Source organism: Paenibacillus sp. XY044, assembly GCF_002257645.1.
Classification (GTDB): Bacteria; Bacillota; Bacilli; order Paenibacillales; family Paenibacillaceae; genus Paenibacillus_AQ.
The window spans coordinates 134,580-161,502 of the sequence record NZ_NQMO01000011.1 but is presented as its reverse complement, the minus strand read 5'-3'; the positions used below and the strand labels follow the sequence as shown (position 1 = coordinate 161,502).

The following is a 26,923-nucleotide window of genomic DNA, read 5'->3' as shown; positions in this document are numbered from 1 at the left end:
CAGCCCGCAAGGCCGAAATACAGAGCATGCCGCTGAGGTGAATGATGAATAACAGACGGATTCCCAAATATATTCTACTGAAGAACGAGCTGCTGTCCTGGTTTGAATCGGGCAAGCTGAAGCCCGGACAGCAGGTTCCTTCCGAAAATGAAATTGCCGAACAGTTCGGCCTGAGCCGCCAGACGGTGCGCCAGACGTACAGTGAGCTGGAGAAGGAAGGTTGGCTCGAACGGATCCAGGGCAAAGGCACGTTCGCCCGGTTTCCGGGACGCCGCGAAGGCGAACTGGTCAAGACGATCGGCATTATGACGACTTATATATCGGATTACATCTTTCCGCATATCGTACGGGGTGCGGAAGCGGAGCTGCGGAGCAGGGGCTATCGGCTTCTGCTGTCCAGCACCGACAACAACAAGGAGAAGGAAATGGAGAGCCTGAAGCTGATGACCAGCCAGCCGCTCAGCGGGCTGATCATCGAGCCGACGAAGAGCGCGGAGGGCAACCCGAACCTCGGCTATTATTTGGAGCTGCAGGAGAAGGGAATTCCTTACCTGATGATCAACGAGAAGTACCGGGAGCTGGAGTGCCCGCTGCTTCGGGTCGACGATGAACTGGGCGGCTACAAAGCGGCCGACCACCTGCTGGCGAACGGGCACACCCGTATCGCCGGGTTCTTCAAGCGCGACGACTTGCAGGGCGTCAACCGGTTGAAGGGCTTTCTGGCCGCTCACAAAGCGCGCGGCGTCGCCGTAGCTCCCAAACGGGTCGTCACGTACACGACCGAGCAGAAGAACGACCTGCCGTTCCGGCAGGCGCTGCAGCTGCTGAGCGGGGCGGCGGAGGAACGGCCGACCGCATTCGTCTGCTACAACGACGAGCTGGCGGTCAGCCTGATGGAGGCCGTGCTGCAGCTCGGGCTGCGCGTGCCGGAGGACGTGTCGTTCGTCGGCTTCGACGACTCGATGCTGGCCTCGGCTTCCGGAACGAAGCTGACGACGCTGACCCATCCCAAGACGGCCATGGGCCGGGATGCGGCCAGCCAGCTGATCGCGATGATCGAAGACGGATTGGCTCCCGGAGATACCCTGTACGAACCCGAGCTGGTGGAGCGGGACTCGGTTGTAAACCTGAACGTTAACGTTTAAAAAGGCAAATGAATGTCCGGTTCTGCGGACTTTCATCATACAACTTGTACGTACAATTAAAGTGGGAGAGGAAGTGTCTGCAATGCTGGAAGCGCTGAAACAGCAGGTACTGGAAGCGAATTTGGATCTGCCCAAACACGGGCTCGTCACGTTTACCTGGGGAAATGTCAGCGGCATCGACCGCGAGAGCGGGCTGTTTGTCATCAAGCCGAGCGGTGTGCCTTACGAAGATTTGAAGGCGGAGGACATGGTCGTCGTTGACTTGGAAGGCCGGGTGGTTGAAGGGGATTTGCGCCCGTCGTCCGATACGCCGACGCATATGGTGCTGTACCGCTCCTTCCCGGAAATCGGCGGCGTGGTGCATACCCACTCCCCATGGGGCACGAGCTGGGCGCAAGCCGGGCGACCGCTGCCTGCTTGCGGGACGACGCATGCCGACTATTTCTATGGTGAGATTCCGGTCACGAGACCGATGACGAAGGTAGAAATTGAAGGCGCTTACGAGCTGGAGACAGGCAACGTCATCGTGGAACGGTTTCACGAGCTGGGATTGGATCCTTTGGAGGTGCCGGGCATTCTCGTGCATGCGCACGCTCCGTTCGTTTGGGGCAAGGATGCGCATAATGCGGTGCACAACGCGGTGGTGCTGGAGGAAGTGGCCAAAATTACGGCCAGGATGCTTCAGCTGAACCCGGACACGCCGTCGATGGACCAGAGCCTGCTGGACCGCCACTTTTTGCGGAAGCACGGGGTTAACGCCTACTACGGTCAGAAGTGATATCGCAGCACTTACAAATTTGAAACGCGGAGGAATCCAAAATGGGGAAAAAGTATACGATCGGAGTGGATTATGGAACCCAGTCCGGACGTGCTGTATTAGTGGATTTGTCTAACGGACAGGAAATCGCCGACCATGTGACGCCGTACCCGCACCATGTCATCGACGAGCGGCTGCCTGGATCGGGCATCAAACTGGAGCATGACTGGGCGCTGCAGCATCCGGACGATTATCTGGAGGTGCTCAGAACCTCCGTTCCGGCCGTTGTGCGTGAATCGGGCATCAATCCCGAGGACATCATCGGCATCGGCATCGATTTTACGGCCTGTACGATGCTGCCCGTAGACGAGGCGGGAGAGCCGCTGTGCTTCCAGACTGAGCTGGCGGACCAGCCGCACAGCTGGGTGAAGCTGTGGAAGCATCACGCGGCGCAGCCGGAAGCCGACAAGATTAACCGGATCGCCGAGGAGAGAGGCGAGGCGTTTCTGGCCCGGTACGGCGGCAAAATTTCGTCCGAGTGGATGGTTGCTAAAATTTGGCAAATTCTGGACGAGGCACCGGACATCTATGAGAAGACGAACATGTTTTTGGAAGCGACAGACTGGGTCATCTCGCAAATGACCGGCAACATCGTCCGCAACAGCTGTACGGCTGGCTATAAAGCCATCTGGCATAAGCGCGACGGTTACCCTTCCAAGGAATACTTCAAAGCGCTCGATCCGCGCCTTGAGCATCTGACCGATACAAAGCTGCGCGGCGAGGTCATTCCGCTCGGAAGCAATGCGGGAGGGCTGCAGCCGTCCATGGCGGAGATGATGGGCCTTAAGCCCGGCATCGCGGTGGCGGCCGGCAATGTGGACGCCCATGCGGCCGTGCCGGCGGTCGGTGTCGTGACGCCAGGCAAGCTCGTCATGGCGATGGGCACGTCGATCTGCCATATGGTGCTCAGCACGGAGGAAAAGGAAGTTGAAGGCATGTGCGGTGTCGTGGAAGACGGCATCATCCCGGGGCTGTTCGGATACGAAGCCGGGCAGTCGGCGGTCGGGGACATTTTCGAGTGGTACGTGGAAGAGTCTTTGCCTGCCTATGTGAAGGATGCGGCGGAGAAGGAAGGCTTGAACGTCCACCAATGGCTGGAAAGGGAAGCTTCGGCTTACAAGCCGGGCCAAACGGGCTTGCTGGCTCTCGACTGGTGGAACGGCAACCGCTCCGTTTTGGTCGATACCGACCTGACGGGCATGGTCCTTGGGATGACACTGCTGACGAAACCTCAGGAAGTATACCGTACCCTGCTTGAAGCAACCGCCTTCGGCACCCGGAAAATCGTCGATGCGTTCCAGGAGAGCGGTGTCGATGTGGATGCGCTCTACGCCTGCGGCGGCCTGCCGCAGAAAAACCGCCTGCTGATGCAGATCTACGCCGACGTGACCAAACGCGAGATTTTCGTGGCGGATTCCAAACAGACGCCGGCGCTCGGGGCGGCGATTTTCGCTGCGGTGGCTGCAGGCAAGGATGCCGGCGGCTACGACGATGTCGTGACCGCGGCGCAGCAAATGGCGCGCGTCAAGAAGGAGACGTTCAAACCGATTCCGGAGAACGTGGAAGTGTACGAGAAGCTGTATCAGGAGTACAACATGCTGCACGATTACTTTGGCCGCGGCGAGAACGACGTGATGAAACGGCTGAAGAAGATCAAGCTGTCCACGGAAGCGGAGCTGAAGCCCGTCCGGTAAGCCTGGCGGTCTCCACCTATAGAAGACATGACAAAGGACCGTCCTGTATTCAGGAACGGTCCTTGTTTGGACGCAAGGCGCACCCGGATATCCAGCAGCCGCCTTTAGGAAGAACGGATTTCCAGCACCTCGTATTTGATCAGTCCCATCGGCGCATCGACGGTAACGACGTCCCCGACCGATTTGCCGATCAGCTCTTTGCCCAGCGGGCTTTCGTACGAAATTTTATTCTGGTAGACGTCCGCTTCCGCCGGACCGACCACGCGGTACTCGAGATCTTCCTTGAACTCGATATCGTGCAGCTTCACGAACGAGCCGATGCTGACGGCGGATGAATCCGCCTTATCGGCAACGCGGGCTTTGGTCAGCATTTTCTCCAGCTGCAAAATACGGGTCTCCATAAAAGCCTGGTCGTCTTTAGCGGAGTGGTATTCGCTGTTCTCCTTCAGGTCCCCGTAGCTGATGGCCAGCTTGATGCGTGCGGCGAGCTCCTTGCGCTTGACGGTCTTCAATTCCTCAAGCTCGGCCTCCAGCTGGGCCAGGCCTTCGGCGGTCAAAATAATTTCATCATTGGACATAGTTCACAACTCCTCTTCATTACATTTTACACGATATCCATATTTGATGCGAAACATTCGGCTTGGCGCGTAAAATGAAGAGATGGAAAGTATTAGTCTTCCTTGACGTCATACAGGACGCGGGCGAGCAGGTCCTGGCTGTAGTTGCCGAAATTTTTGCCGTAAATGGTCAGGCCGCGCTTGTTGACCGACTGTTCGGTAACCGAAATGCGGAAGGTAAGCTCGCTCTTGTAATCCAGCTGAATTTGGTCCAGCGTCACGTCGGAAATCCGGCAGCCGTCGATAAAGCTGCCTTCGTTGTTGATGCGGATCAGCTTCAGCATACCGTATTGGTTCAAATGCGGCGGCCACCAATCCGGGTTAAACGTGCCGCGGGCATCCCCAAAGTCTCCCGGGCTCGTCCAGGAGCCGATTTCGATCCCGTTAAGGTGAAAAAAAATGTCCGACGGGTAGTTATCGTTGTATCCCGGAGCCTCCGAGCCGAGCTCCATGGAAAACTGGATTTCGCGAAACGTCTGGTTCGGCTTCAAATAGTTGGGAATCCGGTACTCCAGAAATCCTTCCGCCAGCCAGATGATCTCCGCGTCGATCCGCTGCGGGTCCGCAAAGTAGCGCGGATCGTCAAAGTCGCCGACGATGCTGTCCCTGGTCGCCAGACCACAGGTGGGAATCGCCTGATAGTTGCTGTAGTGGCCGACTTGAATTTCCACTTCGTACAAATTTTCCACGTCCCTGCTGCGCAGATCGACCATCAGTTTGTCCTTGTTCAAATAGCAGATCTTTTGAATGCCGTGTTTGCCTACGCTCGTATTGATCTCAATAAGACCGCTTTCCTCCAGCTTTTTGATGTGCATGGTGATCGCCCCATTGCTGAGGTTCAGCCTCGTGGCCAGGTCGTTCAGGTTCAGCGCCTGGTTTTTCGCGAGCAGTTCGAGGATTTGGATCCGTATTTCCGAGCCGAGGGCTTTGAAAATGTCGATTCCGCTCATCAGGTTTTTAATATAGATCATGGAATTGAATACCTTCTTCCGATTGTAGAGGTGGGTGTTCTTTTATTTTAAATAATTATAAACTAACTTAATTGCTAATGAAAGCACGCATTCCTTTTTTGTAGATATATACGAAATAACCATAGTACTTTTTACAAAAAAAGCGGGATGTTCAGTTGTTTCTAAAGATAAACAAATAGATGTTTACCCTGATTTTACAAGGGAATTTAGACTTTATACATAGCGGAAGGTACAGATATTTTCCTTTAGTTTATAAAAACATAAATAGTTTTATATTTATTTATTTACAGCGAACCTTATCTATGTTATTTTATACTTGTAAACGGATTCATTCAATTTATCTCAAATTAATTTATTATTTTCTAAAATGGAAGGTGATATCAGTGGCATCAGCAGCATCGAAGGCCAGGGTGGTCGTGGATAAGGCGTTTCGGATCGCCGAAGTGGATAAGCGCATCTACGGCTCGTTTATCGAGCATTTAGGCCGCGCCGTGTACGGCGGCATATATGATCCGGCCCATCCCGAGGCGGACAGCCTCGGATTCCGGGAGGACGTAAAGCAGCTGGTCCAGGAGTTGAACGTTCCTATTATCCGCTATCCAGGGGGCAATTTTGTTTCCGGTTACAATTGGGAAGATGGCGTCGGTCCGCGCGAGTCGCGCCCCAAAAGGCTGGAGCTTGCCTGGCGCACCGTCGAGCCGAATGAAGTTGGAACGAACGAATTCATGACATGGGCCAAGGAGATCGGCTCCGAGGTCATGATGGCGGTCAACCTGGGAACGCGGGGCGTGGATGCGGCCAGAAACCTGCTCGAGTACTGCAACCATTCAAGCGGAAGCTATTGGAGCGACCTGCGGCGCAGTCATGGATATGAGCAGCCTCATCGGGTCAAGACCTGGTGCCTCGGCAACGAGATGGACGGACCTTGGCAGATCGGCCAGAAGACGCCGCAAGAGTACGGACGGCTGGCTTATGAGACCGGCAAGGCCATGAAGCTTGTGGATCCCGATATCGAACTGGTATCATGCGGCAGCTCGAGCACGGGAATGCCGACCTTCCCGGAATGGGAAGCCATCACGCTGGATCATACATATGACGTGGCCGACTTCGTATCCCTGCATCAGTACTACGGTAACCGCGACGGCGATACGGCGAACTTCCTGGCGCGGACGATGGACATGGATCATTTTATCCGCACCGTCATTTCCACCTGCGACTACGTCAAGGCGAAGAAGCGGAGCAAGAAGACGATGTACCTGAGCTTCGACGAGTGGAACGTCTGGTACCATTCGAACAATGCGGATACGAAGATCGAACCGTGGACCGTCGGCCCGCCGCAGCTGGAGGATGTCTACAATTTTGAAGACGCGCTGCTGGTCGGAGGGATGCTCATCACCTTCCTGAAGCACGCCGACCGGGTGAAGATGGCCTGCCTTGCGCAGCTGGTGAACGTGATCGCCCCGATTATGACCGAGAGCGGAGGGCGTTCCTGGCGGCAGACGATCTTTTATCCATATCTGCACGCTTCAATCTACGGCCGCGGGGTTTCCCTTCAACCGATCGTGGAATCGCCGAAATACGACGCTCAGGATTATACCGACGTGCCTTACTTGGAGACGGCGGTCGTGTATAACGAGGAGGAAGAAGAGCTGACCATCTTTGCGCTGAACCGTCATTTGGAGGAGGCGCTCGACGTGGAATGCGACGTCAGAGGCTTTGAAGGATACCAGGTTGTCGAGCATATCGTTCTGGAAAACGACGATTTGAAAGCGGTCAATACCGCGGCCGAAGAGAGCGTTAAGCCGCATTCGCGCGGCAGTGCGACATTGACGGACGGATTTGTGAATACCCGCCTGTCCAAGGCATCTTGGAACGTGATTCGGCTGAAAAAGGCTTAGCCGGCGAAGTTCTTCCTGCCGGGTTAACCGGGCAGGTCCTCGCTGTCTGGCTGGCCGGCGAGTTCCGGCATTCCGGCCGTCATTACCGTTTGGCATGGACGTACGCTACAACATCATAGACTCGCATGACTGCATCTGCCGATTCCTCTTTGACGTTTGGCAAAGGAAAGATCATGCCAAGAGGAACGGCAGATGTTTTTGTGTGGAACGAAACGTCGGCTGCAAGGGTGACGCCCGTAAAACAACCTTCGCTTTAATGTACCCCGACATGTACGTACAAGTGAGATGGGTTCGTGTGAAATCGCAAGCTTTCATGTTTTTCAAATCAAAAGAAGTACGCTGAACAAGAAAAATACGAGATACAGTATTCCATTTAGGGGGCGGAAGTTTTGAAGAAGAGCTTTGTTATTTCATTGTTGATGATATTTGCGGCAAGCATGCTTTTGTCGGCATGCGGAAGCAGCAGCGAGAAGACGATTACGTTCTGGACGCCGCTGACGGGCGACGACGGAGCTTATATGGATGAGATCGTCAAAGAATACAACGCGACGAATCCCGACATTAAAGTGAAGCACGTCATCACCTCCGATATGTACACGAAGCTGTCGACGGTGCTGAACTCGGGCAAAGGCGTTCCGGATCTGGCCATTATCCACGCCGACCGCGTTCCCGGCTTCGCGAAGCAGGGCGTGCTGGAGCCGATCGAAAGCGCGATTAAGGGACAGCCGGAAATCAAGGAAGCGAATTATTTGCCGCAAGCCTGGTCTACGGGCAACATCGACGGCACCCAGTATACCGTTCCGCTCGACATACACAGCAACGTCATGTACTACAACAAGGATTTGCTGAAAAAATATAACGCAGAATCCATCCTCGACGACAATGTCGTGACGATCGACGAAATGCTGTCTCTGAAAGGCAAATTGGCTTCGGACGAATACATTGTGAACGATGCGCTGCTGGGCTGGGTCATTCTGGCGCAGGTTCAGGACCTGGGTGGGGACATCCAGGAAAACGGCAAGCCGGCCGTCAATACGCCGGTGATGAAGCAGGCGTTTGAGAATGTGAAAAAAATCGCCGACGCCGGCCTCATGACGCCGTTCGGCGAAGACGGTTACCTGATGTTCCAATCCGGCAAAGTGTTGTTCTCGACGGACGGAACCTGGAGCTCGACGGCGCATGCCAAGGTGGACGGACTGAACTTTGGCGTAACCAACGTGTATACGCCGACGGCGGACAAGTTTACGAACCGGGCTTCCTCCCACTTGTTCACGATGTTTAAGAACGACAAACGCTCGGACGAGAAGGAAGCAGGGATCGGCGCCTTCCTGGAGTTCGTTCGCGAGCACTCCCTGGAGTGGGCGAAAGCCGGACAAATCGTTGCAAGTAAGCAGGTGAACGAAAGTACGGAGTACAAGCAGTTCATGCAGTCCTTCTTCACTTCGAATGAGCAGGAAACAAAGTCGCTTTATATCTATACTTACGAATACTACCCGTACGTAGCCGAAGCCGTGGATACGTACTGTGCGGATATCGTCCGGGGCAATGTGGACTTGGACGAAACGCTGCAGACGATGCAGAAGTTTGTGGAGGATAAGATCGCAGAGAGCGGCAGTAAACAGGCGAGCAAGTAGGCCTTTTGCCAAACAGATAGAATGAACTAAAGAAATGAATGTTATAGGCCGTACGAGGGCCGTTTTAACAGGAGGTTCCATGCAAAAAGCTTTAGTTCAATCTATACAGAAAGAAGGAAATAATGTGCCGGGCTAGAATCCTCTGGCGCATTATTTCTCCAAAAGGAGAAATTACAAGGCTATGAATAAGAAATCTTTTGCACCGTTTTTCTTTGTTGGCCCTCATCTGATCCTGTTTCTTATCTTCATTCTGATCCCGACGATCTATGGGATATATGCTTCGTTTACGCAGTGGAACCTGATGAACGATCCGGTATGGATCGGCCTCGCCAACTATAAAACGATTTTATTCGATGTCAGCTCGACCTTTCACACCCAATTTTTCAACGGCCTGAAAAATACGCTGCTGTTCGTCGTGATCAGCGTTCCGCTGCTCATCGTCATCCCGCTGCTGGTTGCCGTCGCGCTCGAGCACAAGCAGGTCAAGCTGAAAGGTGTCATTCAATCGATCATCTATATTCCCGGTCTGATCTCCATTTCCGCGGCCGCTTTGATCTGGCTGCTTATTTTCAATAAACAGCTGGGCATTACCGGCAATGTGTTCCATTCACAGGTAGCCTGGGCGGCAACGCAGCCTTATGCCTGGATCATCATTTTCGTGATTACGGTATGGGGCGGCGTCGGCGGCAACATGATCATTTACCGCGCTTCCATTGCCGGCGTCTCCAAGGAATTATACGAGGCGGCAGAGATCGACGGCGCCGGATCCGTCCGCAGATTTTTCAGCATCACCCTGCCATCCATCAATTTCCCGTTGATCTATACGTTCGTCATGACGACGGCGGGCGCGTTCAACGTTTTTGGCCAGCCGTTAATGATGACTGACGGGGGACCGAGACAAAGCACGCACGTCCTGATGATGTACATCCGCCAGCTGGCCTTCGGCCAAGGGGAATCGATTGCCGGCATGGCGTCGGCGATGGCCGTTTTGCTCGGCTTGGTCATTCTTGTCATCTCGGCACTGCAGTACTATGTCATGAACCGAAACACGAGGTAGGTCGCTTAGGCAGAGGCTGGATTTAGGAAACGAGAGGTAGGGTTAATCAACATGTCGAAAAAAGTGAGTATCTCCAAATATATTGCTTACCTGTTTTTGATCGTGCTTTGCGTCATTTGGGTCATTCCGGTTGTGTTTGGGATCACGACTTCCTTCCGTTCGCAATCCGAGGTCGTCTCCTCGGGCTTTCGGCTTTTTCCAAAGGAATGGATTTTTGAAAACTACGTCGCTATTTTGGAGAATACGTCCACGGCGCCGATTTTGCGCTGGCTGTTCAATTCCGTCTTTATCGCGGTATCGCATACCCTGCTCGTGATCGTCATTATTTCGCTTACGGGTTACGGGTATTCCCGCATGAAATTCAAAGGGAGAGACACGCTGTTTTTCACGCTGCTGGGCATTTCGTTTTTTCCGGGCGTCGTCAACATTATCCCTTCTTATAAAATTATCGACGCTTTCGGTTGGGTGAACACCGCTTGGGCCATGATCATCCCCGGACTCGCAGGCATGGGCAACATTTTTCTGGTCCGACAGTTCATGAAAGGCATTCCCGGCGAGCTGGACGAATCGGCGCGCGTGGATGGCGCAGGGGATTTCCGGATTTATTTTTCGATCATCCTGCCGCTCATCAAGCCGGTGCTCATCGTGTGCGGCCTGTTTTCCTTCGTCGGATCGTGGAACGACTTCCTGTGGCCGGTTATCGTCTATACGGATGTGGATAAAATGCCGATTACGGCGGGGCTGCTTCTGCTTCAGGATATTTACGGCAACTACCGCATGATCGGACAGCTGATGGGCTCGGCGATGCTGGCAATCATTCCGACGCTGCTCCTGTTCGCGTTCGCCCAGAAATATTTCATTCAGTCGATCAATTTGAACTCGGGCATCAAAGGATAATATGAAGTTTTTGTCAAAATAAAAGAAGATCTATATAAGTTGAAAATTAAAATGGATGAACGAGGCAAGTACGTAAAATGTCCCTACGATCACTCTTGTTTTCGGATTTCTTGATTTAATATGAACCCACGTAAGGCAGAAATCCGAAAGCCAAATGTGAATGCTTCGCTTCTTCGGAATCATTTTACTCCCTTGCTTGCATCGCATTCTTTAGTTCAACTTATCTAGCATCTCATGGGAGGATTCAGATATGCATAACGTGATCGTCAATACGGATATTTCCAAAGGGAAAATCAATAAAAATATATACGGCCACTTCGCGGAGCATCTGGGCAGATGCATTTATGAGGGGATTTGGGTCGGCGAGGATTCGCCGATTCCGAATACGAAAGGGATCCGCAATGACGTGCTGCAGGCGCTCAAGAGCATCAAGGTGCCGGTTCTCCGCTGGCCGGGCGGCTGCTTTGCCGACGAATACCACTGGAAGGACGGCGTTGGCCCGAGGGAAGGCCGTAAACGCATGGTCAACACGCACTGGGGCGGTGTGGTTGAGAACAACCATTTCGGCACCCATGAATTTATGCTGCTCTGCGAGCTGCTGGAATGCGAGCCTTACATCTGCGGCAACGTCGGCAGCGGCACGGTTCAGGAGATGTCCGAGTGGGTGGAGTACATGACGTTTGACGGCGAATCGCCAATGGCGAACTGGCGCCAAGAAAACGGCAGAGAACAGCCGTGGAAGCTGAAGTATTTCGGCGTCGGCAACGAAAACTGGGGCTGCGGTGGCAATATGCGACCTGAATATTACGCCGATCTGTATCGCCGTTACCAGACTTACGTGCGCAATTACGGCGATAACAAGATTTACAAAATCGCCGGCGGCGCCAACGTGGACGATTACAACTGGACGGAAGTGCTGATGAAAAACGCCGGCTGGCTGATGGACGGCTTGAGCCTTCATAACTACACGATTCCGGGCGACTTCTGGCTGGGTAAAGGCTCGGCGCTCGATTTTGAAGAAGGCGAATGGTTCATCACCATGAAGAAGGCGCTGCACATGGACGAATTGATCACGAAGCACAGCACGATTATGGATAAATACGATCCGGATCAGCGCGTCGGCATGATCATCGATGAGTGGGGCACCTGGTTTGACGTGGAGCCGGGTACGAATCCGGGATTTTTGTACCAGCAGAACTCGATCCGCGATGCGCTGGTGGCCGGCGTGCATTTCAACATTTTCCACAACCATGCGGACCGTGTCCAAATGACGAACATTGCCCAGACGGTGAACGTCCTGCAGGCGATGATTTTGACCGAAGGCGAGAAAATGATCCTGACGCCGACGTATCATGTCTTCGATATGTTTAAAGTCCATCAGGATGCCGAAGTACTGGCGGTCGAGTCCACGGTCGGAAGCTATGAAATGAACGGGGAGGCGCTGCCTCAGGTTACCGTATCGGCTTCCAGGGACGCCGAAGGCCGTGTGCATGTCAGCTTGGTCAATATCGACCATGCCGGCGAGGCTGAAATCAGAGTGGACCTTCGCGGCCTTTCTTCCGGAAACGTGCGGGCTTCCGGCATGATTCTGACGGCCGACCGGCTGAACGCGCACAACACGTTCGAGCAGCCGAACACCGTGGCGCCAAATGCTTTTGAAGGAGCCACTATGGAAGGCGCGCGCCTGAGCGTGAAGCTGCCGCCGATGTCCGTCGTTACGCTGGACATTCATTAATGGGGCTGGGCTGTGGCTCATAGCCAATAGCAGGGCGAATAAGGGAGGATGAGCTGTCATGGAACGTCAGGAAGGCTGCAAAGGGTGTAGCGAGAGCGTTCAGGTATCGCCGGAAAAACTGCAGCGGATCGTGGAGATCGCGACCCGCGGCAGGGAGAAGGTGCCGGAAGAAAAATACAACCGGCGGATCGAGCAGTGCGAGCAGTGTCCGGGGCTTCAATACGGAACGACCTGCCAGTACTGCGGCTGCCTTGTTGCCGTGAAGGCCCGGCTGCTGGAATCCGCTTGTCCTTATCCTTTTGCACCGAAATGGAGCTAGATAGAATGAACCAAAGAAATGAATGTTATAGGCCGCCGTATTGGGCGGTTATAACAGGAAGTTCAATGCAAAACTTTAGTTCAATCTATATAGAGAACGAGATTTTGACATGAAAACATAGATATAAAGGAGAGCCTGATAATGGAGAGAAACGAAACTTACAACAACCCGGTCGTGGAGCAGCGCGCTGATCCATGGGTCTACAAGCATACGGATGGTTATTATTATTTCACGGCTTCCGTTCCGGAATACGACCGGATCGAAATCCGCCGTTCTAACACCTTGCAGGGTTTAGGCGATGCCGAACCGGTCGTGGCATGGCGCAAATACGAGACCGGCCCGTTTAGCGCGAACATCTGGGCGCCGGAGATCCATTTTATACAGGGGAAATGGTACATCTATTTTGCGGCGGCGCGGACGACCGAAACGAATGACGGCTTGTTCGACCATCGGATGTACGTCCTGGAGAACGATTCGGCTAATCCGCTTGAGGGAACCTGGACGGAGAAGGGAAAGATCCGGACCCAGTGGGAGTCTTTTGCGCTGGATGCGACCACCTTTGAGCATAACGGAGTCCTGTACTATGTCTGGGCCCAGAAGGACCCGGACATCGAGGGCAATTCGAATCTGTACATTTCGGAAATGACCAATCCGTGGACGCTGAAAGGCAAGCAGGTCATGATCTCGACGCCGGAGCATCCGTGGGAAGTGATCGGCTTTAAAGTCAACGAAGGGGCGGCTGTACTGAAGCGGAACGGGCGTATCTTCATCAGTTACTCCGCCAGCGCCACCGACCACAATTACTGCATGGGACTGCTGTATGCCGATGAATCGGCGGACCTGCTGAATCCGGCCTCCTGGGTGAAGTCGCCTGAACCGGTATTTTCCACAAACGAGGAGAACGGCCAGTATGGGCCGGGACATAACAGCTTCACGGTATCCGAAGACGGGGAAGACGTCATTGTCTATCATGCGCGGAATTACAAGGAAATTACCGGCGATCCGCTATACGATCCGAACCGGCATACGCGGGTGCAGGCGTTCGGCTGGAGTGGGGACGGGACGCCGAATTTTGGGATTCCGGTGAAGGACGGATCCCGGTAATTTGCCGAGAAATAAAATTCGCAAGGAGTCTGCAGCTTGGCTGCAGGCTCCTTTAAGTTTATAGAATATATTTGCAGAAGGTGGAGGTCCCCACCCGAATTTGAAAATCAAATTTGTTCTCGGCGGTGTTCAGGATGTTGAGCTCTTTTATATACCTGACAGGATTGCACCACCCTCGACTGGAAGTACGGTTCCGGTGGTGTTTGCGTTTTTTGCCAAATACACATACGCCTCAGCGATCTCTTCTGGTTTTGCAACGTGCTGTACTAAAAGTGACTGAGCAATCTGCTGGAACATCGCTGTACGACTTTCGGCGTCCATCCCACTGAAAACAGGTGTATCCACCACCCCTGGCGACACAACGTTGACTCGTATCGGCGCCAAATCCATTGCCATAACACGGGCAAGGCCTTCAATAGCTGAGTTCAGTGCAACCAGCGTCGAGGCACCCTTCATCGGTCGTGCGGCAACAGCACCGGAAGTCAGCGTGATCGAACCGGACTTTCTGATAAAAGGCAAGGCGGCTTTCGCTGTTGCGTATTGTCCCCAAAACTTGCTGTCAAACTCAGCCCTCGCAACATCGATTCCCAAAGAACCAAAGGGGCCTTGGGAAGTCGTTCCCCCGGCTGCGGTAACGACGAGGTGATCGAAGTCACCAATCTTTTCAAAGAACTGTTTCACCTGGCTTTCGTCCTGGAAATCTAGAACGTACCCTTGCGCTGTCCCGATTTCTTTTACTGCCGCGTCCACTTTCTCTTGTGAGCGACTGGCAACGATGACCTGAGCACCTTGAGAAACAAATAATTTAGCGGTCGCCAAACCAATGCCCGAAGTACCACCTACGATTACGGCTCGATGATTTTGCAATGACATGTTTCATACCTCCAGTATAGAGTGATGTTCTTATAAACGGAACTATTACTCCGTTTATTATACGGAACATAAACTCCGTTTGTCAATTTAGTGTATAATGATATTGTGTAAGGGGGTCATTCATATGCCGAAAAAAGTGCCATCGCAAGCTCTAGAAGTTAAGGATTCAATTTCAGTCGGCGCAGTTACAACGGGAAAACCATTACGGGCAGACGCCAGACGAAACAGAGAGCGTATACTCGACGTGGCAACGAAAGTTTTCGCCACTGAGGGATTGGATGTTCCAATAGATGAAATTGCCAATCGTGCCGGGATAGGGATTGGAACGGTATATCGTCACTTTCCGACGAAAGAAGAATTAATTGAAGCTGTAGTTTTCAGTTTTAAGCAACGTCTTATTGAGAAAGCGAGTGAGATGCTTGAGCAAAACGATCCAGGACAGGCTTTTTTTAACTTTCTGTCGCTAATTGTGAGAGAGGGCACGGGAAACAAAGCGCTTATCGCCGCTCTTGCCCGTTCTGGTGCGGACATTCATCGTCCGCTAACTGGCATCGCGCTGGACTTTCAAAATGCACTAGGGGAACTGCTGAATTGCGCTCAGCAAGCGGGTTCAGTTCGCAATGACATTCAAGTAACCGATATAACAGCTATTCTATTCGGTGTTATGCGGACGCTTGAATACAATGATGATTCCGGATTATCGGAGCGCATCCTGTCGGTTGTATGCGACGGGTTACGTGGCCGTTGCTGAACCAGTCTATAATCGCAAGAAAAACTTCTCCTAAACGCGGTCTGTCTTCCATGAATGGATGTCGATAGACGTTCTTCTTATTTACCCGGCCCCTCCGGATGCAAAGTCCCTTTGCGCAGTGGTATGATATATTTATGAGAGCGGTTTAGCGAGAGAAGAGGGGGAGGAAGTTGAACAAAGATCCACTGGATATGATCGAGTACCAGATCGCCCTGCTGGTCCGGCTGACGACGGCGCTCAGCCCCAGATTCGGCAATTTGGACCGGTCGGAGTATCTTCTGCTCAGCGAGCTGGAGCACGCAGGCCCGCTGGCCATCAACGCCCTGGCAGAGCATCTGCTGCTGAACCTGTCCACGGCCAGCAGGCAAATCGCGGTGCTGGAATCCAAAGATTACGTCAAGCGTTATCCGGACACGAACAATGGCCGAATCAGCCTGATCGAGATCACGCCCGGCGGTCTGGAAATTCTTCGCAAAGTTCAGAAGGCCAGACATGATGCGTACGCGGACATGCTCAAAGAATGGAACGGCGATGAGCTGCAGCACTTGGAAGACAGCCTGACCCGGCTCAACCGGGATTTGAAAAAACGGCATAAGTAGATCAGGAAAAAGCTGTGGATTTATCCAATAGCTTTTTCTCGTTGCCCGGCCAATTTCCATTGCCAGTCAATCTTTATATCTTGTATAATACAACTTGCTATTTACAAGTTGTTCCGTATACGGACATCATCATACACAAATGAAAGGAGGAATCCGGATGAGTCAACTCATTAGCACTCCGATGTCGGAGAAAGAACGGGTGTCAGTTCCGCAGTATCTGATCATTTCGCTGCTGACGATTTTTGCGATCGGGCCCCAATACTTCAGCAATCTGTCTTATACCATCAACCAGGTGATCATTCAGAACGGACTGGATATGAGCTCGAACGATCTGCAGCTGCCGTCCACGTTGTCGAACCTGGCTTTCGCGCTCGGGGTACCGTTCGGTCCGGTGCTGGCCCGCAGATTCGGCCTGAAGGCGCACTATCTGACGATGGTGTTTGTTTTTTTGTGCGGCTCTTTGATCAATGCCGTGTCGAGCGATGTTAGCGCCTTGACGATCGGGAAGGTGGTTCAAGGCCTTAGCGCCGGTACGCTGTTTCTGGCAATTTTGCCGGTGAGCCTCCGTTCGTTTCCGAACAAGATTCGCAACACCTTCCTGTTTATGGTCATCACGGGCTTGTTTGGGGCCAGTGCCGTCGGGGCCTATTTCGGAGCCATCTCCCTCAGCATGGACGCCTGGCGCTGGCTGTACATGCTGAACATCGCCTCCGCCGTGCTTTGCCTTGCCGTCGGTTTTTACGGCCTGCCGAAATCGGAGGAGCAACACGGCGAGCACGAGCCACTCGATAAAACGGGAGTATTTTTGTTTGTATTAACGATGATTTCACTGATCGTTCCGCTGTGCAATTTGATGCAAAAGGGGTTTACTTCGTATGAGGTATGGCCGTTTTTGGTCGTCGCCGTCATTTTGGCGGTCCTGTTCGTTATCGTCGACCTCCGGGCCAAGACGCCGCTCGTTCCTTTCCGCACGCTGAAGGCGCCTAAGCCGATTTCGGGCACGATCATGGCGATTGCATCCCATGCGGTGCTGATCTTTGCGATTGCCGGAATCACCGGTTTTCTAAAGAATAACATCAGTTTGTCACCACGGTATTTGTCCCACTTCTTCCTATGGTTCTTCGTCGGCATTCTGATCACGGCCATTCTGAAAACCTTGCTGTACGACCGCCTTGGCGCAGGGATCCTGGGCTTCATCGGATCGCTTGCCATCATTTATGTCTGCCTTAGCTGGCGAAACCTGGTGCCTGCAGTAACGCTTCCTAAGCTTTACTTCCAGGCTGTCTGCCTCGGCGGCGGCGTCAGTATGGCCCTGGTCAGCGGAGCGCTCGGCACGGCCCTTGCGGGGGATATTCACAAAGCTTCCATGCGATCCACGACGCTGCATACGATGCGGAATATCGTCGGTGCGGTGCTTTCTCCGCTGCTGGGCTGGTATTTGAGCCGGGAGAATGCCATCAATTACGAGCATATCCGTTCCCATTTGGGGGGATTTGACGCCGAAACGAAGCTGGAGCTGGCGCAAATGACCCGAAACCTGATGGGATCGGGAATGACGGCGGCTCAGGCACAGAGCACCGCTTCGTATGAACTGATCGCCAATACGAAACGGGCGGCCATACTCGGAGCTTATCATCACTTGTTTACGATGATGCTGATTCTCGCGGTCATTATTTTGCTCGCGTCGATCGGAAAAATCGTGACAGGCAAAGGCATTTCGCTTGTGCAAAAGCCGAAGAAGCCGCTGGCCCTGCCGGGTCCCAAGGAAAGAGTCGCAGCCGAATCCCATTCTTAAGAACATTTCAGAAACAGATCGATATGGAGGAGAACAGGAAAGATGAACATACGTTTAATCATCGGAAACATTGTGGGCGTGCTGGTCGTGTTTATTTTGATCGCAGCGGGTGCCTACTTTTATTATCAAAATGAAAACTACATCAAAACAAGCGACGCGGTCGTGTCCGCGGACATGATGCCCGTCGTATCCACTTCCAGCGGCGTGCTGACGGACTGGCATGTCAAAGACGGATCGGACGTGACCGACAAGGACGTCGTCGGAACCGTATCCGACGGAACGAAGGCAGTACCGGTCAGTACCCGGATGAACGGTAAAATCATTAAGAATGACGCGCGTAAGAACGAGCTGGTTCAGGCGGGACAGGTGCTGGCGCAGGAAGCCGACATGGATCACATGTACATTGTAGCCAACATCAAGGAGAAGGACCTGAAGGACCTGAAAGTCGGCCAAAGCGTTGATATTAACGTGGATGGCGATTCGGGCAAAACGTTCAGCGGAACGGTTGACGAGATCGGCTATGCGACCACTTCGGTGTTCTCGGTGCTTCCGCAGCAAAGCTCAACCGGCAGCTACACCAAGGTCACCCAGAAGGTGCCGGTCAAAATTTCGATCAACCAGCCTTCGGATAAAGTGCTTCCCGGCATGAACGCCGAAGTGAAAATTTCTTTGTAATCTTTGCATTCCTAATAAAAGGGTACCCGCCCGCCATGGATAGCTTGGCGAACGGTGCCCTTTTTGGCCATCTCCAGCCGCCCAGGATGATTCCTGGCCGCCTTGTTTCCCTCGCTGTCATTTCAGCGGAGGGAGAATGGGTGCGACGAAATCGATCAGAATCTGCGGGTGGAAGCCAAACAGGGAAACAAGGTATGATAGAAGGAATGAATTACTCGCGGATCATCCGTGAAGAAGAGCATTCCAACTTAAGTTAGGTGTTGATGGTATGAAAAATTGTCTGGTCACCGGATATCGGGCGCATGAGCTGAACATCTTCGGCCAGAAGCATCCGGGCATTCCATATATTAAGCAGGCGATCACCGCCAAGCTGATTCCGCTCCTCGAAGAGGGACTGGAGTGGGTTATCACCCCGGGACAGTACGGCGTGGACCTGTGGGCGATCGAGGCTGCTACTGCGCTGAAAGAGCGGTATCCTCAGCTCAAATGTTCGATCATTTCGGCCTTTGCCAGCCCGGAAGAGAAGTGGAAGGAGGATAAGCAGGAGTATTTTCGGCAAATCCTCAGAGAAATCGACTATTATGGTGTCGTCAGCAACCAGCCCTACAGCGGCCCGTGGCAGTTTGCGGCCAGGGATGATCTGCTGTTCCGGAAGACGGACGGCATCGTGCTCGTGTACGACGAGGATGCGGGCGAGGGCACGGGCAGATTTTATAAGGAGAGAGCTCTAAAGAAGCAGCAGGAAGAAGGCTACGCGTATATCAACATCAGCTCCGAAGATATTCAGTCCATGGTGGGCGAGGCCGTTCATGACATGGATTCTGAAGTGGACAGCTTCTTTGGGGAATGAGACAATATAATCATTGTAAGTATAAAAAAAGACAGAACTGACAAGTTAGGAGAGGAAGCGAGAAGATGATACGTTTCGGGGTAATCGGAACCAACTGGATTACGGAGCGGTTTCTGCAGGCTGCCGCGGAGAATGACCAGTTTCAGCTTACCGCAGTATATTCCCGGACTAAGGAGAAGGGGGAGACTTTTGCCGCGGAACACGGACATCCGCCGGTATTCACGGATCTCGAGGGGATGCTGTCGGGCGAAGTTGTGGATGCAGTCTACATCGCCAGCCCGAACTCTTTTCACGCAGACCAGGCGATCCGGTGCATGAACTATGGCAAGCACGTGCTGTGCGAGAAGCCGATAGCTTCGAATAGCGCCGAGCTGAAGCGGATGATCGAGGCGGCCCGCAGCAATGACGTGCTGTTGATGGAAGCGATGAAGTCCACCCTCATGCCAAACTTCAGAATCATGAAGGACAACCTGTACAAAATCGGTCAGATCCGGCGGTACTTTGCCAGCTACTGTCAATATTCCTCGCGCTATGACGCCTTTAAGGCGGGGACGGTGCTGAACGCCTTCAATCCCGAGTTTTCCAACGGTTCTCTCATGGATTTGGGCATTTACTGTATCTATCCGATGGTTTCGCTCTTCGGCCGGCCCGAATACGTGAAGGCGACAGGCGTCATGCTGGCCTCGGGCGTGGATGGGGAAGGCAGCATGGTGCTGCGCTATCCGGAGATGGACGCGGTCATCATGTATTCGAAAATATCCGACTCCTTCCTGCCTGCCGAAATCCAGGGCGAGAACGGAACGATGGTCATCGACCGGATCAACCAGCCTTACGATGTGAAAATCCAGTACAGGGACGGCACGGTTGAGGATCTCACGCAGCTGCAGACCCATGAATCGATGTACTACGAGCTGGACGAGTTTATACGGCTGATCGAACGCGGCAAACGCGACAGCAAGATCAATTCTTTGGAGAGCTCCCTCATCGTGGCGGAAATCATGGAGGATGCGAGACGACAGATCGGTCTCAAGTATGCTTCGGACGTATGGTAATGTTTGATCCGAGCATTTTCGATAACCTGAAGGTGGCGGTGGAAAACCAGGTCTATGACCTGGACAACCTGGACGGTGCGGTTCGCGTAACCGGCCGCGACGACCGGATGGAAATGTCGGTCATGTCGAGGGAATTCGCCATCCGGTTTGTGCGCACAGGGAACGAGGCGGTGACGGCGGAAATCGGCCTTACCGCCTCGCTTGCCGATTTGGCTGCCGAGCTGCTCAAGCAGAAGGGGACGAAGCCGGGGTGCGCGGTCCGCATCCGCTTTTATATGGAGGTCGGTCCGCAGGGCGAGGAATGTTCCGCCATCCAGCGCCTGCTGGAGCAGCTGTGGCCGGAGCAGCCGGTGTCCCAAACGCTTTGCTGGCGCTATGGCGATGAGGCGAGGCGGCTGTCCAATACGGCGGAAATCCGGTTCGTCCGGAAAATCGACGAGGACCAGATGGAAGATCTGCCCGGCCTGCTGGAGCATGTCGTCCGGACTCTTGACGAGCTGCCCTCGCTGCTGGGTTATACGGAAGATAAGTAAGCCCGCACTTCATAGAGAAGCATTTCGTGCAAATGGAGGAATAATGATGTATCCAACAAAACGGCAATTAGAAAATTACGCGGAGCTAGCCGTTAAGGTAGGAGTGAACGTCCAACCTGGGCAAACCGTCGTGGTGATGGCGCCGATTGTGGCCGCAGACCTTGTCCGGCTGATTACGCTGAAAGCATACGAAGCCGGTGCTCACAACGTCTACGTGGAGTATAACGATGAGCAGCTGTCGAAGATAAAGTACCTTCATGCTCCGGAAAAAGCATTGTCGGAATATCCGCAGTGGCGGGCAGACGCAATGGTGCTGTATGCGGAAAGCGGAGCAGCATTCATTCAAATCTACTCTCCTGATCCGGATTTGCTGAACGACGTGGAACCTTCCCGCGTTGCGACCGCGTCCAAAACCGCCGCCGCCGCGATGAACAAATACCGCAGCTACTTGATGGCCCACAAAAATGCCTGGACGTTATTGTCATACGCCACCCCGGAATGGGCATGTAAGGTGTTCCCTGGTGAAGAAGGAAGTTCCGCGGTGCAAAAACTGTGGGAGCATATTATTGACGCGACCCGGATCGATCATGAAGACCCGGTATCCGCATGGGGAGTACATAACGCAAGACTCGGTAAAATGGTTCAATTTTTGAATGATAAAAGCTACAGGCAGCTTCAATACGAAGCGATAGGCACTTCGCTGACGATTGATTTACCCGAAGGCCACATTTGGCTTGGAGGCGCTAAATATAACGAAAGCGGGGTCCTGTTTAATCCGAATATCCCGACAGAGGAAGTTTACACGCTTCCAAGCAGGGACGGCGTCAACGGAACCGTGAAGAGCACGAAGCCGTTGAATTATAACGGCGTGGTCATCAACAACTTCTCGTTAACCTTTAAGGACGGCAAAGTCATCGAGTTTGCTGCCGAGGAAGGAGCCGAGGCGCTGCAGAAGCTGTTGGATACGGATGAAGGAGCGCGGAGATTAGGCGAGGTTGCACTCGTACCTCACGACTCTCCGATTTCGAATTCGAATGTGATCTTTTATAATACCTTGTTCGATGAAAATGCCTCCTGCCATCTCGCGCTCGGTCAAGCCTATCCGGTCAATCTGCAGGGCGGCAAAGGAATGAATGCGGAGGAACTGCTGAACAAAGGCGCAAATCAGAGCCTGGTTCACGAGGACTTCATGATCGGCGCAGCCGATCTGTCCATTGTCGGGATTACGCAGGATGGCCGCAAGGAAGCTATTTTCCATAACGGAAATTGGGCATTCTGAAATCCGGCTCAGTCTTCTGCTCAGACAAACCAAGAAATCGCTCTTCTCGCAAGAGCGATTTCTTCACGTAATTTTCGCCACATTTCTGCCATAATTGACTTCGAAGTGGTTTCAAAGTCGTCATTTTTGTTTATTTTAATTTATAAGCATGCTTATGCTTATTTTGTTTGGGCAGCTTATTTAGATCCTTAGGGATTTAAAAATAATGGAGTGAAAGTACAAAAACCAGGCTGATACTACCATGGCAGGAGGCACGAAATGAACAGAGTACGGAATGAGGAGTATTCTTATCTACAGCATGTTTACCGAAATGCTCCTTTTGGTATTGCTGTGATTACCGTCCAGGGAGAATGGGTTCAGGTGAACCCGGCGCTCACCCGCATTCTGGGATATTCCTGTGAGGAACTCAAACAGCAGCGTTTCGAAAGGTTGATTTATCGTGAGGATTTGGAACCCAACTTGGTGCAGGTGAAGACGCTTCTTCAAAACTATCCCGAGCAGACCTCCATCGAAACGGAAGGGCGGTACATCCGGAAGGATGAGAGAATCGTGTGGGCGGCCGTGCATATTTCCATCATGCCGGACGCAGAGGGAAATCCTGACTATTACATCGTCGTCTTGAACGATATTTCCCATACCAAAGCCGCCGAGCAGAAGCTGCAGGAGACCGTTGAGCGGTATACCTCCTTAAAAAGATATAACCACGACGCGATCATTTCACTCGATTTAAATGGGAATATTTTGAATTCCAATACCCGTGCCGAGCAGATGACCGGCTGCAAGGTCAGCGAGATGGCGGGCAGGAGCATCGCACGGTTTATCGGAGAGCGGAATCTGCAGCGGGTTTTGAAAGAGGCACTGAACAACCCGGCCGTGGAGCAGGAAATCAAGACGATCCGGCATAAGGACGGGCATATGGTGGAGGTCATCACAACGCTGGCGCCGATCATCATCAATAACCAAAATGTCGGGTTTTATATTATTGCGAAAGATTTCACCGAACAGCGGGAGCTGATGATCGCCAAAGAGCTGGCGGAGAATACGAATAAAGCGAAAAGCGAGTTTCTGGCGATGATGAGCCACGAGATCCGCACGCCGATGAACGGCGTCATCGGCATGACGGATTTACTGGAGACGACGACGGAGCTTGATGATGAGCAAAGGGAATATATCGAGATTATCCGAAAGAGCGGAGAAACGCTGCTGGCCATTATCAACGATATTCTGGATTTCTCCAAGGTGGAAGCCGGCATGACGGAACTGCAGGAGGATATGTTCGATCTGGAGCAATGCATTCAGGAAACGTTCGACATGGTGTCCGCCAAGGCGAGCGCCAAGCAGCTGGAGATGACCTTTTCCATCGAAGACGACATTCCGCAAATGCTCTTCGGCGATCCCAAGCGGCTCAAGCAGGTTCTGATGAACCTGGTGGGCAACGCGGTGAAGTTTACGCTTCATGGAGGCATTACGGTCGGCGTGCGGAAGGTGTTCGAGGAAGACGAGCTGATCGATCTGGAGTTCAAGGTCTCGGATACGGGCATCGGCATCCCGGATAACAAGCTGGAGGCGATTTTCGAACCGTTCTCCCAGGTAGACAACTTCATGACCCGCAATTATGAAGGGACCGGGCTCGGACTGGCCATCAGCAAGAAGCTCGTGAACGTCATGGGCGGCAGCATATGGGTGGAGAAAAAAGAAGGCCCCGGAACGACGTTTATGTTCACGGTTCTCCTCAAAAACCGGCAGGAGCCCGCGAATGCCAAGCGCTGCGAACCGAAGGAAATGTCGGACGCTGATCCGCTCAACATCCTGATTGCGGAGGACAATGAGATCAACCAGATTGTTCTGCGCAAAATGCTGGAGAAGCAGGGCCATGCGGTGACCGTCGTTACCAACGGCCACGATGTGCTGCGGGCGGCGGAGAATACGACGTATGACATCATCTTTATGGACGTCCAGATGCCTGGCCTGAACGGTTTGGACACAACCCGGAAGCTCCGGGCGACGCTGCCAAAGGACAGCCGTCCGATGATCGTGGCGGTTACGGCTAACGCGCTCAAAGAAGACCGCGATATTTGCCTCATGGCGGGGATGGACGAATATATCAGCAAGCCGGTCAAAAGCCAGCCGGTTCTTGCCGTATTGGAGCAGGTCATTCGGAAGCGGAAGGTTGGCAGCAGGCAGTAACGGCAGGGCGAAGAGTTCCCGCCAATCCTAAACCTTTGCGGATACAAAAAGACCGGTCATGGGGGAATTCCTCCATGACCGGTCTTTGATACGTTTGTGCCTTATTTTATATCGTAAGGAAGCTCAAAGGTCCACAAGTCCGTGCCGTTCTCCTTGGCATCGGGATTGGTAACGCCGAAGTCATTGTCGTTGACGATGACCAGCGTATGCCCGTTCACGAGCGATATGCCCTCGATCTTCTCATTTGGATACTTGAATTCCACTGCATCGAGTACAGTCCGTTTCAGCGGTGTCATAATACCGGCTTGACGAAGCTCGGCAGGGCTCATCTGCTCCAGCGTTTTGCCGCTAGGTCCCGCCTCGTCATACTTGCCGAGAATGTTGGTCGCATCGGTCAGGTTGATGGCATAAATCCGTTTGAGCTGGGCGGCATCGCCGGCATTTTTGTCACGCTCGTCGATCAGCAGCGTGTTCTCGTCGATGACGTTAAGATCAGAAATGACGATATCGGATTGCTTCAGATCCTTAAATTGTCCGGCGTCTTCAGAAAGATAGGCGTATTCGGCCACCGGCTTCAGGGTGGCGAGATCGATCTTCAGAATGCGGAGCGTCCGGGAGTTATCGACGGACTTGTCGGGATTCCGCAGCGGGCTCTGCATGGCCATGAACATCCACTTGCCATCCGGCGTAATTCCGACCGCTTCCGCACCGCGGTTCTGGCGGCGGTCCAAATATACGGCAGGCAACGTATCCTTGAGCGGCAGGGCGGCCGTGTTCAGCTCCGAGCTGATCCCTTGGGGAGCCAGGCGCTGCACCAGCGTACCATCGCGTTTCACCTGTACAAGGTACGGGCCGTACTCGTCGGAAATCCAGAATGTATCATCTTGCGGATTGTAGGCAAGCCCTTCGACATCAAGTCCGTACGGGTCGTATGAGATGACCTTCTGCGCGGTTGTCTCGTAGGGGACCTCGTCCCGGGATTTTAGATTCGGCAGTCCTGTAATCAGGCTGCTGCCCGTCACAGGATCCTTACCGTTGATTTTGAGCGGAATGGTCTCCAGGATGGTGATTTTCCCCTGATCCAGCTGGATTTTATAAATGGTCGGCGTATAGTCCGGCAGCGGGAACGTCCGGCGGGTCTCGCCGTTCACGTCGATCTCCCCGTTCGGGCCGCGGTCGGCCGTCGTATAGAAGACGTTATCCGGGTCGCCAGGGATGTGCGCCAGCGAGGAGCCGATGCCAAATTTAATGCCCTTTGCCAGGTCCTCATGATCCAGCGTATATTTGCCGGTCAGCTTGGGTTTGTCTGTAAAAGAAGCCGTTTGACGAACCTCGTCCCAGTCGACATACTTGCCAAGCAGGTTGCCGAGATCGCGGATCGGAAAATACAGATGATCCTGCTGCTCAACGGCCGGTACGGACGGCGTAAAAGACTGTCCGTTAACGGAATACTGCACATCGGCCGGTGCTGCCGATGCGCTATGAAGCAGTGCTGTGCCCCCTACCGACAAGGCTGCGAGGGCGGAAACGAACCATTTTTTTGTCAATGTAATGAACCCCTTCCCGAAGGATTATGTACAAGCTGCACTATCTGCTTCAGTGTACGCGGACAATGTTAACGGATCATTATCGGAATGTCAGTGCGGGGTAAAACGGCGCAATAACGATGTATACGATGCTTTGGAAGAGCCCGGAGAAAACGGTAGGGTTAGAAATCGCTGTCCGTTTTTTGATACAATAGTACACAGATCTTGAAAAGCATTTTATAAAGAGAGTGGGGAATGATGTATGAACGTATCGGAAGCCATCCGCTCCAGACGGAGCATCGGGAAAGTGACACAGGAGGAAGTGCCTGCCGCTTCCATTGAGCAAATTGTGGAGGCGGGCACTTGGGCGCCGAACCACCGGATGACCGAGCCCTGGCGCTTCTTCGTCCTTCGCGGGGAAGGAAGAGAACTGCTGGGTAACGCATTGGCGGATATCGCCGTGGAGCAGGCGGGCGGACCGGGATCCCCGGAAGCCGAAGCGGCGGCGGAATCCGCACGGCAGAAACCGATGCGCGCCCCGGTTGTCATCGCCGTGGCAGTGCAGCCGAAGGATCACGCGAAGGTGATCGAGCTCGAGGAATACGGCGCAGTGTTCGCGGCGATCCAGAACATGCTGCTGGAAGCACATGGCCTGGGCCTCGGTGCGATCTGGAGAACCGGCGAGCCTACATACAATGCCAAGATGAACGAGCATTTTGGTCTTGGCCCGAACGACAAGGTACTAGGCTTTATTTATCTGGGCGTTCCGGCAGAAGGACAGGCGCCTCAAGGCAAGCGCACGCCTTACCAGGATTTGACCGTCTGGGTGGACAGTGCGGACGCATTGAAGAACTAAACGGGGGCCGAATGAACCTGTCATAGTGCGAGAAGCAGAGCCTGCGCGGCAAGCGCAGG

The 26,923-nt window shown here is 53.3% G+C and carries 24 protein-coding genes; 20 read left to right on the top strand and 4 right to left on the bottom strand.

The features are described from left to right. Positions 1-44 precede the first annotated feature (44 nt). From CJP46_RS31395 to CJP46_RS31385, 3 genes are all read left to right on the top strand, one after another. The gene (locus CJP46_RS31395) at positions 45-1,145 is read left to right on the top strand and encodes a GntR family transcriptional regulator (RefSeq protein ID WP_179281409.1); all 1,101 of its coding nucleotides are present in this window, start codon (positions 45-47) and stop codon (positions 1,143-1,145) included. 82 nt (positions 1,146-1,227) lie between these two features. Next, positions 1,228-1,923, top strand: a complete 696-nt coding sequence (gene araD, locus CJP46_RS31390; protein ID WP_094599566.1) for an L-ribulose-5-phosphate 4-epimerase — start codon at positions 1,228-1,230, stop codon at positions 1,921-1,923. Between the two features lie 41 nt (positions 1,924-1,964). Next, a complete protein-coding gene (locus CJP46_RS31385; protein WP_094599565.1) occupies positions 1,965-3,656 on the top strand; it encodes a ribulokinase in 1,692 nt (563 codons plus the stop codon). A 104-nt stretch (positions 3,657-3,760) separates the two neighbouring features. Here the strand turns inward: CJP46_RS31385 and greA are convergent, their stop codons facing one another. Both greA and CJP46_RS31375 read right to left on the bottom strand, forming a co-directional pair. Further along, on the bottom strand, positions 3,761-4,234 hold the full coding sequence (gene greA, locus CJP46_RS31380; protein WP_094599564.1) for a transcription elongation factor GreA: 474 nt from the start codon (positions 4,232-4,234) through the stop codon (positions 3,761-3,763). A gap of 92 nt (positions 4,235-4,326) precedes the next feature. Further along, positions 4,327-5,244 carry an ArsR/SmtB family transcription factor gene (locus CJP46_RS31375; protein ID WP_094599563.1) on the bottom strand — a complete coding sequence of 306 codons (918 nt, stop codon included), beginning with the start codon at positions 5,242-5,244 and terminating at the stop codon, positions 4,327-4,329. Between the two features lie 302 nt (positions 5,245-5,546). On the opposite strand from CJP46_RS31375, the gene arfA reads away from it, so the two are divergent. The 7 genes from arfA to CJP46_RS31340 all read left to right on the top strand — a co-directional run bounded on the left by arfA (position 5,547) and on the right by CJP46_RS31340 (position 13,888). After that, a complete protein-coding gene (arfA, locus tag CJP46_RS31370; RefSeq protein WP_094599562.1) occupies positions 5,547-7,142 on the top strand; it encodes an arabinosylfuranosidase ArfA in 1,596 nt (531 codons plus the stop codon). Between the two features lie 419 nt (positions 7,143-7,561). Next, the gene (locus CJP46_RS31365) at positions 7,562-8,776 is read left to right on the top strand and encodes an extracellular solute-binding protein (RefSeq protein ID WP_094599602.1); all 1,215 of its coding nucleotides are present in this window, start codon (positions 7,562-7,564) and stop codon (positions 8,774-8,776) included. A gap of 181 nt (positions 8,777-8,957) precedes the next feature. Beyond that, positions 8,958-9,833, top strand: a complete 876-nt coding sequence (locus CJP46_RS31360; protein ID WP_094599561.1) for a carbohydrate ABC transporter permease — start codon at positions 8,958-8,960, stop codon at positions 9,831-9,833. 51 nt (positions 9,834-9,884) lie between these two features. Further along, on the top strand, positions 9,885-10,730 hold the full coding sequence (locus CJP46_RS31355; protein WP_094599560.1) for a carbohydrate ABC transporter permease: 846 nt from the start codon (positions 9,885-9,887) through the stop codon (positions 10,728-10,730). A gap of 250 nt (positions 10,731-10,980) precedes the next feature. Beyond that, positions 10,981-12,465 carry an alpha-N-arabinofuranosidase gene (locus tag CJP46_RS31350; protein WP_094599559.1) on the top strand — a complete coding sequence of 495 codons (1,485 nt, stop codon included), beginning with the start codon at positions 10,981-10,983 and terminating at the stop codon, positions 12,463-12,465. 58 nt (positions 12,466-12,523) lie between these two features. Next, a complete protein-coding gene (locus CJP46_RS31345; protein WP_094599558.1) occupies positions 12,524-12,784 on the top strand; it encodes a DUF6171 family protein in 261 nt (86 codons plus the stop codon). A 141-nt stretch (positions 12,785-12,925) separates the two neighbouring features. Next, positions 12,926-13,888: a glycoside hydrolase family 43 protein gene (locus CJP46_RS31340; RefSeq protein WP_094599557.1), complete on the top strand. Its 963-nt coding sequence runs from the start codon at positions 12,926-12,928 to the stop codon at positions 13,886-13,888. Positions 13,889-14,035: 147 nt separating this feature from the next. Here CJP46_RS31340 and CJP46_RS31335 read toward each other — a convergent pair whose 3' ends face one another. Next, a complete protein-coding gene (locus tag CJP46_RS31335) occupies positions 14,036-14,761 on the bottom strand; it encodes an SDR family oxidoreductase (protein ID WP_094599556.1) in 726 nt (241 codons plus the stop codon). Between the two features lie 124 nt (positions 14,762-14,885). Between CJP46_RS31335 and CJP46_RS31330 the strand changes: the two genes are divergently transcribed. The 9 genes from CJP46_RS31330 (at position 14,886) to CJP46_RS31290 (ending at position 24,482) form a co-directional block, all read left to right on the top strand. Further along, complete coding sequence (locus CJP46_RS31330) at positions 14,886-15,512, top strand: TetR/AcrR family transcriptional regulator (RefSeq protein WP_094599555.1); 627 nt, start codon at positions 14,886-14,888, stop codon at positions 15,510-15,512. Positions 15,513-15,682: 170 nt separating this feature from the next. After that, positions 15,683-16,111, top strand: coding sequence for a MarR family winged helix-turn-helix transcriptional regulator (locus CJP46_RS31325; protein ID WP_256992614.1), 429 nt, complete (start codon positions 15,683-15,685; stop codon positions 16,109-16,111). Between the two features lie 157 nt (positions 16,112-16,268). Further along, positions 16,269-17,906: an MFS transporter gene (locus tag CJP46_RS31320; protein ID WP_094599554.1), complete on the top strand. Its 1,638-nt coding sequence runs from the start codon at positions 16,269-16,271 to the stop codon at positions 17,904-17,906. Positions 17,907-17,948: 42 nt separating this feature from the next. Next, entirely contained in the window at positions 17,949-18,581 is a 633-nt protein-coding gene (locus CJP46_RS31315) for an HlyD family secretion protein (RefSeq protein WP_094599553.1), read from the top strand. Between the two features lie 268 nt (positions 18,582-18,849). Then, positions 18,850-19,431 (top strand): SLOG family protein, encoded by a 582-nt coding sequence (locus tag CJP46_RS31310; protein ID WP_094599552.1) that lies wholly within the window; start codon positions 18,850-18,852, stop codon positions 19,429-19,431. A gap of 65 nt (positions 19,432-19,496) precedes the next feature. Continuing rightward, positions 19,497-20,483: a Gfo/Idh/MocA family protein gene (locus tag CJP46_RS31305; RefSeq protein ID WP_094599551.1), complete on the top strand. Its 987-nt coding sequence runs from the start codon at positions 19,497-19,499 to the stop codon at positions 20,481-20,483. After that, positions 20,483-21,016, top strand: coding sequence for a hypothetical protein (locus CJP46_RS31300; RefSeq protein WP_094599550.1), 534 nt, complete (start codon positions 20,483-20,485; stop codon positions 21,014-21,016). The genes CJP46_RS31305 and CJP46_RS31300 overlap by 1 nt, the downstream gene beginning before the upstream one ends. Positions 21,017-21,062: 46 nt before the next feature. Beyond that, positions 21,063-22,295: an aminopeptidase gene (locus CJP46_RS31295; protein WP_094599549.1), complete on the top strand. Its 1,233-nt coding sequence runs from the start codon at positions 21,063-21,065 to the stop codon at positions 22,293-22,295. 258 nt (positions 22,296-22,553) lie between these two features. Beyond that, complete coding sequence (locus CJP46_RS31290; protein ID WP_094599548.1) at positions 22,554-24,482, top strand: PAS domain S-box protein; 1,929 nt, start codon at positions 22,554-22,556, stop codon at positions 24,480-24,482. Positions 24,483-24,583: 101 nt separating this feature from the next. Here the strand turns inward: CJP46_RS31290 and CJP46_RS31285 are convergent, their stop codons facing one another. Continuing rightward, a complete protein-coding gene (locus CJP46_RS31285; protein WP_094599547.1) occupies positions 24,584-26,029 on the bottom strand; it encodes an esterase-like activity of phytase family protein in 1,446 nt (481 codons plus the stop codon). Between the two features lie 241 nt (positions 26,030-26,270). On the opposite strand from CJP46_RS31285, the gene CJP46_RS31280 reads away from it, so the two are divergent. Next, a complete protein-coding gene (locus CJP46_RS31280; RefSeq protein WP_094599546.1) occupies positions 26,271-26,864 on the top strand; it encodes a nitroreductase family protein in 594 nt (197 codons plus the stop codon). Positions 26,865-26,923 lie beyond the last annotated feature (59 nt).